Consider the following 9588-nt stretch of genomic DNA (forward strand, 5'->3'; position numbering starts at 1 on the left):
CCGCCACGATCATCCCGGCGGTTGCGCCCGCTACGGCCACCGTGACCGCGTCCGCCACGTCCACCACGATCATCGCGCTCGAAGAAACGGTTGCGCCTGTCACGATCTCCACGCCCGCCACGATCCCCGCGGTCGTTGCGGTGCTGGCGCTTGTGGCTACCCGGACGACCAGCCGGAGCACCCGGATCCGGTTCAATGTTGATCAGCTGGCCAGAAACGCGGGTCTGATCCAGCGCATGGAACACCTCCATTGGCAGATCCGCCGGCAGCTCCACCAGGGAATGCTCCGCGAAGATGCTGATGCGACCGAAGTCCCGGGAGTTCATACCACCCTCGTTTGCCAGGGCGCCGACAATGGCACCCGGGCGCACGCGCTGACGGTGACCCACCGATAGGCGGTACACGGCCAGCTCCTTGCCGTTGCGATCCGTGATGCGCGGAGCTTCCTTATTGAAGCGCTCATCGAAGGGCTTGTATGCTCCACCGCCGTTGCGGTTATCGTCGCCATAGCGATCCCGGCGGCGCGGACGCTCCTCCTTCGGCTTCTCCTTCATCAGGAAATCCTCGCCGGCCTGTAGCTGGGCGGCTAGAGCTGCCGCAATGTCCGCCAGCTCCACTTCATTGGACTCCGCGTATTCCTTCACCAGGTCACGGAAGATGCCGATCTGCGGGTCCGCCAGGGACTCCGTCAGGCTGTCGCGGAACTTCTCCTTGCGAGCCTCGTTCACCGCGTCCACCGTCGGCAGCTCAATCTCGTTCAACCGAGACTTGGTTGCCCTTTCGATGGCCTTCAGCAGACGGCGCTCACGGGGCGTCACAAACAAAATAGCGCGACCCTTGCGACCTGCACGGCCCGTGCGGCCAATGCGGTGCACATAGGACTCGGTATCGTGCGGAATGTCGTAGTTGAACACGTGGGTGATGCGGTCGACATCCAGACCACGGGCGGCAACGTCGGTGGCCACGAGGATGTCCAGGCGGCCATCCTTCAGCTGATCCACGGTGCGCTCACGCAAGTTCTGCGGAATATCACCGTTAATGGCGGCCGCGTTGAAACCGCGGGCGCGCAGTCGCTCCGCCAGCTCCTCGGTCTCGTTCTTCGTGCGCACGAACATGATCATGGCCTCGAACTCAGTGACCTCGAGGATGCGAGTCAGCGCGTCCAGCTTGTCGCGGTGGCTGACCAGCAGGTAATCCTGTTCGATGTTTTCGCTGGTCCGCTGGGTGGCCTTCACCGTAATCTCGCGCGGATCGTTCAGGTACTGCTTCGACAGGCGGCGAATGCCGGAGGGCATCGTCGCGGAGAACAGGGCAACCTGCTTCTCGCTGGGGGTATCCTCCAGGATGCGCTCGACATCCTCCTGGAAGCCCATGTTCAGCATCTCGTCGGCCTCGTCGAGCACCATGAAGCGCAGCTCAGAAATATCCAGGCTGCCCTTCTCCAGGTGGTCGATCACACGGCCGGGCGTACCAACCACAATGTGGGCACCTCGGCGCAGGCCGGACAGCTGCACGCCGTAAGCCTGGCCGCCGTAGATCGGCAGCACGTGGATGCCACCCAGGTGCTCGGAGAAAGATTGGAAGCTCTCTGCAACCTGCAGCGCAAGCTCGCGCGTCGGTGCCAATACGAGGGCTTGGGGGTGACGCTGCGACACGTCAATACGCGACAGAATCGGCAACGCAAACGCGGCCGTCTTACCGGTACCGGTCTGCGCGAGGCCGACCACGTCGTGGCCCTCCATCAGCACCGGAATGGTTTCTGCCTGGATCGGGGAAGGTACTTCGAAGCCGACCTTCCTGACTGCAGCTAGTACGTTTTCGGGCAATCCCAGCCCGTCGAAAGAGGGCTGCTGCTCTTCTTTACCCTGCTCTTCGCTTTGCTTATTGTCATTTTCTGGAACTTTCGCTTCGGCGTTCTCAGACTCCACTGCCTCATTAGTCACATCTTGTGGCTCGTGCTTTTCCACGGCAGAATCCTGGGAAGAATCCTCCGTGATGCCACCCTGCAGTTCATTCTGAGATACCGACTCGTCATTAACCGGCTGGTTCACGTCGCCGGTGACGTTTTCAGTATCACTCATCGTTGTCCAAGCCTACGCTGCCTTGACCGATAAAGCGATTCACGAAAACACCCCGGAAAATACCCCAGGTTTTAGTTGCCCGTAACGCAAGCTGCAGCTCAAGCGACGGCTCAGACTAAAGCTCAAGCTGGGCGATCACGTAATTTGCCGCCCGCTGCCCGCTGCGGAGCACGCCATCGATGCTCGGCGTTGCGTGCTGGGCACCGGCTAAGGCAATGCGACCGCCTTGGAGTTCCCGCTCCCCTATTTCCTTGCCAATGCGTTGCAGGCTGTGCGGGAGGATGAGCGGGATGGCGTCAATAAACTTCTGCTCCTTAACCAGCTCCCAACCGGAAGAATCTACGCCAAACAGTGACCCCAAACCGCGCTGCACCTCAGCCACCGACGGCCCGTCAGCTGGGTTAGAACCGCGCGGGTGCACGTGGTTAGCGGCCACCAGGTACTTGCCAGGCGCATAGCTGGGGGCGGCGGCGGTGACCTCCGTGGCCGACGTAATGGGGGTGCTGCGAGTGCCGTCCACGGTCAGCAAACCCTCCTCCATAACCGGCTCATCCGAGACAAACCACCAGGAAGAAACACTGGTCGTGGGCACTTCCGGCGACCCCAGTAGCTCGGTTTCCCGTCGCGGATCGACGGCTACGATGACGTACGAGAAGTGTTCCGTCTCTGCCCCGTTGACTGCCACCCGCACCCCATCGCCATCCTCCTCGAGGGCTGTTACCGGCGAGTTCATCCGGAATTCGGCCCCCGGCACGCGCGCGAGCGCTGCCGATAGTTCGCCCATGCCGTTTTCCAACACAGCCAGGTTTCCGCGCAGCATGGTGGCGACCATCCACTTGGCGAAAATCGCGGAGGATTCGTTCTCCGCATCGAATAGGAAGGCGCGCAACAGCGGGTCGATGGCCACGGCACGGGTACGTCGGCGCACGCCCCGCTGGTCCAGCGATTCGCAGGTCTTCACGTCCTCGTCGATGTACTTCTGCTTGATGCTGCGCAGCTCCAGACTGGAGCGGCGGGAAAGCTCAGACTTGAGCCAGCGCCGCAGAGCCAGAAGGTCCCGGAAAGATAGGGCGCTGCGCGCCTTTGAGCGCATGAGGTTGGGAATCAGGTGTGGCGCGCGGATCGGGTCGCAGATCAGAGCCAGTCCGTCGTCCGTGAGCGTTTGGATCGCGGGCTGGAAGTAGCGGATCCCCAACGCGGCGTACTCCCCCGGCTGCAGGATTTCCTTCACCGCCGGGTACCACGAGTTGAAGGTCTGCAGCCCGTGGTCGATGGTCACTCCGTCGATCTTCTCACTGCGCACATGCCCGCCAAGGCTGCCGCTGGCTTCAAAGACGGTGCAATTCACGCCACTTTTATGCAGGGTTCGCGCTGCGGCGAGTCCGGCTAGCCCGCCTCCTACGATGGCTACATTGGCTGCGTTTTCTGCCATGTCGCTGCTCCCTAACCTGTCTTTCCTCACCTGCTGTTTCCGCCTGCGCTCGCGCACCTGCTGCGCCCATGCTATCGCACTGACCACTGCCGAAGGCTGCTCGCAACGCCTTCCCTTATTCGATTATGCGTTCTATTCTTTTTCTTAGTGACGCCACCTTGTCCACCCCGTTGCCTACTCTGCATCCCTGAACGCAGACCACTGCTGGCAGGTCTCCACAGCGGATGGCCGGCACAGCTGATCAACACAGGTAAGGAAGTGAGCCACCATGAAATCCCGCATCACCACCCGACGCACGCCGATCCCCCGCTCATCCATCCAGCGCCCATCTACTCGGAGTTTCGCTTTGAGCGAGCCCCACCACGCAGCGGCGGAGGCCCGCGCCATGTTGCGCCACCCGCGCAGCCTTATTCGTATTACCCCTGGTTGGCAAGCGCCTCGTTTTACCGTGAAGGCCGGCGATTCCACGGCAATGGTGCACGTCTCGCGGCGGCGCATGACCCCTCTACTGTGGCGCAGACTAAGTGGGCAACAGGCACCGGAGGGACAGGACTTGTTCCTGGTCACGGTATCGGTGGAGTGTCCACAGTGGATGCACAATGAGTCCACCCGCCTGCTGGCGTTCATCCTGGGACAGGCGTGGACTGTGCGGGAGGATCCGCAGGAATTTCGGGATCGCAACCACCAGGCTCAAGTCAGCCTGACTTGGCATGCGCTGATGACGCAGGAGGATCTGCAGGCCGGCAAGGCTCCGGCTCCGCGCGCCGCGTGAGCTAGTCCTCGTCCTCTGCTGCGACCTCGTCCTCGTCGTCAAACTCTTCGTCGTCAAACTCGTCGTCGTAGTAGTCAAACTCGTCCTCTAACGGGACCAAGAGCTCTTCCCACTCGGTGGCCTGCACCTGTGCGACCGCCAGGGCGTCAAAGAGCTGATCGAAGTCCGTGAAGGTCCCCAGCTCCAGAACCTCCTGGGTCATCTCGGCAGCATCTTCAAGGACATTCTGATACATCACTTCGCGCTCGAAGTCGCTTAGGGTCTCGTCGCTATCCAGCTCGGCCTCAGCCTGTGCCACCAGCTCGTCGTACTCCTCGCCGAAGGTCACAAAGGTCACGGTCGCTTCCGGCTCGTCAGTTCCGGAGCCCAGCATCACGGTGATCAGGGAGCCATTGCCCACCTCTGCGCGCACCAGCATCGGCTCAATCAGATCCTGCTCAAACTCCAGGTCGGAGATGCGATCATCGGTGCCTTCCAGCAGGTCGTGCAACACGGTAATGCACTGGTCAGTCGCAATGTACTGTGCCACCACAGCGACGGCGGCCTCGACGGAGAACACCACTCCGACCAGGGTGTCCTCAAACTCTTCAATGCCTGCAACCTCGTCGAGCTCCCCCTTGGCCATGAACACATTCGCCGAGTTGATGCCTGCCGTGGTGCTCGTCTGCTCGATCTGCTGGAAATGAATCTCCAGCTCCGGGGCAATCGGTACGAACAGCATGTCATCGTTTACTCGTGACTCAATACCCTCAGTATCCAGCGCCTGAGCAATGTCCTCGTAGAAACCCACAGCCAACGTCTCCCTAGTATTTCCTAGTGTTTTATGAGGTGTTTCAGTCCGAAGCGAACGTGCATTCCGAGACTTGGGCACCATATTAACCCGATCCTGGACAACACGTCTCCATGCAAAACCAATCGGGTGGCTCACCCCACTGTGACTCCACCTAGAACCCACCATGGCTCAGCCGTGAACCCACCGCACCCCTGCCGTGTCAGCCGCCCCCGTGCCCGTACTAGCGGCCCGGCCTGGGCATCGCCACGGAGCTCTCGTCGCCTTCCCAACCGCCCATGTCGAACTTTTCCCACACCCGGCGAAACTCCGCGCGAGGGTCTTCTTCCAGCCTGGGCTCCCGCTCGAACACCTGCGTCGCCCGGTTTTCCAATGTATAAGGCTCCCAGCCCGGGTCCGCACTCCAAATAAACCTCTTCCAGGCTCGCTGCATGTGCTCGGAGACCACGGCCATCTCCTCCCCAAGCACGAAACTGGCTTTCGAGGACTTGGCGTCACCAAAAAGAGCCGACAGCTCCATCGAGTGCATCGCACCCACCCCGAGCCGCCGCAACATCGCGGGGGCATAGTCGAAGCGATACATCCAGACGGGCGCCCCGGCCACCTGGTGCAGCTCGGCGAGCCGGATCGACTGCGCCCAGAACACGGCGTCGGCGAGCATCTGTGCGAAGACCCCGCGGCGCCCAATGTCCCCATAGGCGCTCTCAATCTGCTCGGCGAGCACCGGATCGTGTGCGCGTAACATCGTCCGAGCTGCCCTTATCCGTGCCGACTTAGAAAAGAACAGCATCTGCGCGGCCGACAGTTCGTCGTTATTAGTGCCGATGAGCAGGGGGATCCGCTGATGCTCCGCGCGTTCGAAGATTCCCAAAGGGTGGTCGGAGAGAAGTTCACCGTCGATGGCGATGCCGAAGGCCATATTCATCTCCCGCAGCCCGCCGCCCCGCCATAGCATCTGCTGCCCGGCGCGCACTACGTCTGCGAAGTGCAAAGCGCGTAGCTCGGCGATGGAGGTCGTGCGCGGAACCAGTCCGGAATACTGCGTCAGCTTACGCGCCCAGAGGTTCGACTGGGCGTTGGTGTGCACGCTCATTACGGGCGCGGACTGCAGAATCACCCGGTGGAATAGTCCCCGTGCGGCGGGAATGGTCATCAGCGTGGCGGCGGAGGTCCCGCCTGCGGATTCGCCCATCAGAACCACATTGTCCGGGTCGCCTCCGAAGCCCGCGATGTTCTTCCGCACCCATTCCAGTGCCAGGAGCTGGTCGCGGGTCGCGGGGTTGGGATCACACCCGGCGGCGTCGGGGACATCCAGGGAGCTCATGTCCACATACCCCAGCGCGCCGAGCCGGAAGTTCAGAGCGACATAAACCACGTCCAGTTCTTTGGCGAATTTATGCCCTCGCAACACTGCGGTATGGGAAGCCCCGGCGAAGAACCCGCCGCCGTGTAGGAACACCACAACTGGCAACTTGGCGTCCGTGTCCGGCCGGACGATATCCAGGTTCAGGCAGTCCTCGTCGCCGATGACTTCGTCTTTCCAGTTGTAGGACGTCTGGGGTGCGACGTTCCCGTACTCCTCCGCCGGCCACTCCCCTTGCCAACGCACCGGGCGTGGGGCTTTCCAGCGTTCTGCGAAGCCAAATGGAATGCCGCGCCACGTCCGCACGCCGTCCACCCGGATTCCACGGACGACCCCGCTCGTGGTTTCTACCCGTACGCCGTCCTGATTCATCATTTCACCATCCTAAGCTCTAACGCCTGCCAGTGGTCGCGCAAGCGCCTCCCTACCGTCGGCTCGGTTTTGGCCTACTGTTGGTGCCCATGGGAATTCTCAACTTCGGCAAGTCCGCTCAGCCACAAGACGAGGCCACCGCTACCTCTGAGCTCATCCAGCAGGCTCGGCGTGCGCCCTACCCTTCCGGCCCGATCGCTCGCCGCTTCTTCGAGGCGATCGATCGCACGGTCTCTGTCCAGGAACCGCTCATCCGGTCCTACGTGACGAAGATCGAGAAGAAGCATGGTGACGCCACGCCTCAGCGCAAACAGGAAGTTCTAGACACGCACTTTAAGAACCTGGCCACGGGCTCCGGAGCGGGCACCGGTGGCGTGGCCGCCGTCCCGGGCGTGGGTACGCTACTCTCCTTGGCGGGAATCGCGGCGGAATCTGCGCTGCTCATTGAGGTGTGTGCGCTGTACGCCCTGGCCTCCGCCGAGTTAAATGGCATCGACATCTCCAAGGAGGAGACTCGCCGTGCGGTGGTGTACCTGGCTATCTCCGGGGCAACGGCCAAAGAGCTCGTGCAGGCACTGGCCGAAGACCGTACCTTTAGCTCGCTGCAAGCCGCCAACCGGCTGCGCGGTGCGCGCAAACTGCGCAAAGCCGGCTCTGTCGAGCTAAAGCAGGCCAACAACGTCCTGGGGCGCTTCGCATTCCGCCAGGTGCGCAAGAGTTTCGGTGGGGCAATGTTTAAGAAGGTTCTGCCGTTCGGCGTCGGCGCTTACCTGGGGGCGAAGGCCAACCGGAAGATCGCAGAGCGCATGGTCGACAACGTGCACGTCTTCATCCGCGAGGCCGACGAGATCTTTTAGCTCGTCGGGGGTTGTCCGACCCCCGCGTTAAAATCATCGGCGTGTTCAGAGTCATCCGAGAATCCGCCCGGCGCCACCGGTGGCTATTCGCCGCCGTGGTGGTTTTCTCCGTGCTCTTACCCACCATTGAGCTGCTGTTACCACTGCTCGCTGGTGCTTCCGTGGATGGCAGCACGCGCGCGATCGGGTTGCTGGTGGCGGTAGCCTGCGCGCGTTTCGTTACGCAGGCGTTGCGGCGTTTCCTGTCTGGCACGTTCAGCGTGCGCACTCAGCACAGTCTGCGCACTCGGATGTTTGCGGCGATCCAGGCGGTCGACGAGAACGCCGCGCGGTCTTTCGGCACCGGCCAGGTGATCTCGCGCACCATCACGGACCTGACGAAGGTGCAGGGCATGGTCGCGATGCTCCCGCTGATGGCTTCCAGCATGCTCGAGCTGGTGCTAATTTTCGCCGTGGTGTTGTGGATTTCCCCGCCCATCGCCGGGATTGTTGCGCTGCAGATCCCGCTGCTTTTCGCCGTGTCTTATGCCTCGCGTACGAAACTGTACGGCCCGTCCCTGGCTTCACAGCGCCAGGCGGCGGTGGTTGCGGAGCAGGTTGAACGCACGGTTTCCGGTGTACAGGTGATGAAGAGCTTCGCCCAGGAGCCACGCGAGATTGGCCGCTACCGGAGAGAATCTGCCCGGCAGTACGGCATAAACATGCGCGTGGGCAAGCTCAGCGCCATCTTCCAGCCCGCCCTTTCCGCCCTGCCGAACGTGGCGCTTGTGGCGGCGATTGCACTCGGTGGCTGGCTGGCCATGCGCGGGGCGATCAGCGTTGGTGACTTCCTGGCGGTCTCCACGTTCATCACCATGCTCGCCCGGCTTACTCGCATGGCTGCGGGGATGCTGGTCAATGTGCACGTCACCCAACCGTGTGCGGATCGTATTTTCGAGATTATTGACGCCCCGCCGCGCCCCACCGGCATCACTCCTGTGCGCGACCCCATGGGGTTTGTCGGCAGCGTGCCGATCGCCCCGGGACAGCCCCCGATTCGACTGAGCATCTCACCGTCAAGCACGACGATCGTAGAGGGGCCGGTGGCTTCGGGAAAGACCCGTCTAGCGCACGCCTTGGCCGGCTTGAACACCCAGGATGCGGCGGGCATCCAGGTGGTGAGTACCGCCGACGGCACAGCGATTCCGCTGCTGGAAGTTGAAGAATCCGACCGGCCAGCGCTGGTGATGGACGAGGCATTCCTCTATTCCGGGACGATCCGGGAGAACATTCTGCTCGGTTACTCGGCCACGGAGGCAGAGGTCTGGGAAGCCGCTCGACTGGCCTGCGCCGATCGCTTCATCCGTGAGGCGGGCGGGTTGGATACCATCGTCGGCGAGCGCGGCATCACACTTTCCGGCGGGCAGCGCCAGCGCATCGCTATCGCGCGAGTGCTGCTTCGAGCTCCGCACACGATCATCTTCGACGACGCTACCTCGGCCATCGACCAGGCCACCGAGGCCCAGATTCTGGCTAACCTCCGCACCGCTGTGTCCCGCCCAACGGTGATTTACATCAGCCACCGCGCGGACGGCGGCTTCCGCGATCCGGATCAGACGATTTCCCTGCCTGCGGCACGGCCGGGGGCTGCAACGGAAGAAACCCCAGCCACGGCCGAAATCTCCACTGCCTCCGACAGAACTGCCGACCCCGCGAGTTATCCATCCGTAGAACCTCGAATCGCAGATCTTAACGACGGCGGAAGGTTCCGCCTGCGCACCCTGTTTGCCATGGTGCCCGGTCTCATCGCGGCGGTGGTCGTCACGCTATTCCTCTCCTCCGCCGCCGACATCGCCCTGCCCACCTTTATCCGCCACGCCATCGACGGCGGAGTGGCGAACAACGACATGGGGGCTCTGTGGATCACTTGTGGAGCCGCCCT

General features: G+C 62.4%; 7 protein-coding genes. 3 read left to right on the forward strand and 4 right to left on the reverse strand.

Annotation, left to right across the window (positions count from 1 at the left end):
- The coding region (locus tag Q0331_RS09030) for a DEAD/DEAH box helicase (protein WP_298076034.1) at positions 1-2081 on the reverse strand (2081 nt) is incomplete at its 3' end.
- Positions 2082-2196: 115 nt separating this feature from the next.
- Complete coding sequence (locus Q0331_RS09035) at positions 2197-3513, reverse strand: FAD-dependent oxidoreductase (protein ID WP_298076035.1); 1317 nt, start codon at positions 3511-3513, stop codon at positions 2197-2199.
- Positions 3514-3781: 268 nt separating this feature from the next.
- Here Q0331_RS09035 and Q0331_RS09040 point away from each other — a divergent pair, with 268 nt between their 5' ends.
- Positions 3782-4285 carry a hypothetical protein gene (locus Q0331_RS09040; protein ID WP_298076036.1) on the forward strand — a complete coding sequence of 168 codons (504 nt, stop codon included), beginning with the start codon at positions 3782-3784 and terminating at the stop codon, positions 4283-4285.
- A gap of 1 nt (position 4286) precedes the next feature.
- On the opposite strand, the gene Q0331_RS09045 is transcribed toward Q0331_RS09040, so the two are convergent.
- Positions 4287-5075, reverse strand: coding sequence for a hypothetical protein (locus Q0331_RS09045; RefSeq protein ID WP_298076040.1), 789 nt, complete (start codon positions 5073-5075; stop codon positions 4287-4289).
- A 223-nt stretch (positions 5076-5298) separates the two neighbouring features.
- Positions 5299-6813: a carboxylesterase/lipase family protein gene (locus Q0331_RS09050; RefSeq protein ID WP_298076037.1), complete on the reverse strand. Its 1515-nt coding sequence runs from the start codon at positions 6811-6813 to the stop codon at positions 5299-5301.
- Between the two features lie 86 nt (positions 6814-6899).
- Here Q0331_RS09050 and Q0331_RS09055 point away from each other — a divergent pair, with 86 nt between their 5' ends.
- Both Q0331_RS09055 and Q0331_RS09060 read left to right on the forward strand, forming a co-directional pair.
- On the forward strand, positions 6900-7667 hold the full coding sequence (locus Q0331_RS09055) for a hypothetical protein (protein ID WP_298076038.1): 768 nt from the start codon (positions 6900-6902) through the stop codon (positions 7665-7667).
- A 41-nt stretch (positions 7668-7708) separates the two neighbouring features.
- A partial coding sequence (locus tag Q0331_RS09060) for an ABC transporter transmembrane domain-containing protein (RefSeq protein WP_298076039.1) occupies positions 7709-9588 on the forward strand: 1880 nt, incomplete at its 3' end.

The organism is uncultured Corynebacterium sp., from assembly GCF_937999985.1.
Classification (GTDB): Bacteria; Actinomycetota; Actinomycetes; order Mycobacteriales; family Mycobacteriaceae; genus Corynebacterium.

What these genes read in the sequence shown, in the direction of transcription:
- Q0331_RS09035 (WP_298076035.1), bottom strand. Translation starts at nt 3,513, where the DNA reads ATGGCAGAAAACGCAGCCAATGTAGCCATCGTAGGAGGCGGGCTAGCC.
- Q0331_RS09040 (WP_298076036.1), top strand. Translation starts at nt 3,782, where the DNA reads ATGAAATCCCGCATCACCACCCGACGCACGCCGATCCCCCGCTCATCC.
- Q0331_RS09050 (WP_298076037.1), bottom strand. Translation starts at nt 6,813, where the DNA reads ATGATGAATCAGGACGGCGTACGGGTAGAAACCACGAGCGGGGTCGTC.
- Q0331_RS09055 (WP_298076038.1), top strand. Translation starts at nt 6,900, where the DNA reads ATGGGAATTCTCAACTTCGGCAAGTCCGCTCAGCCACAAGACGAGGCC.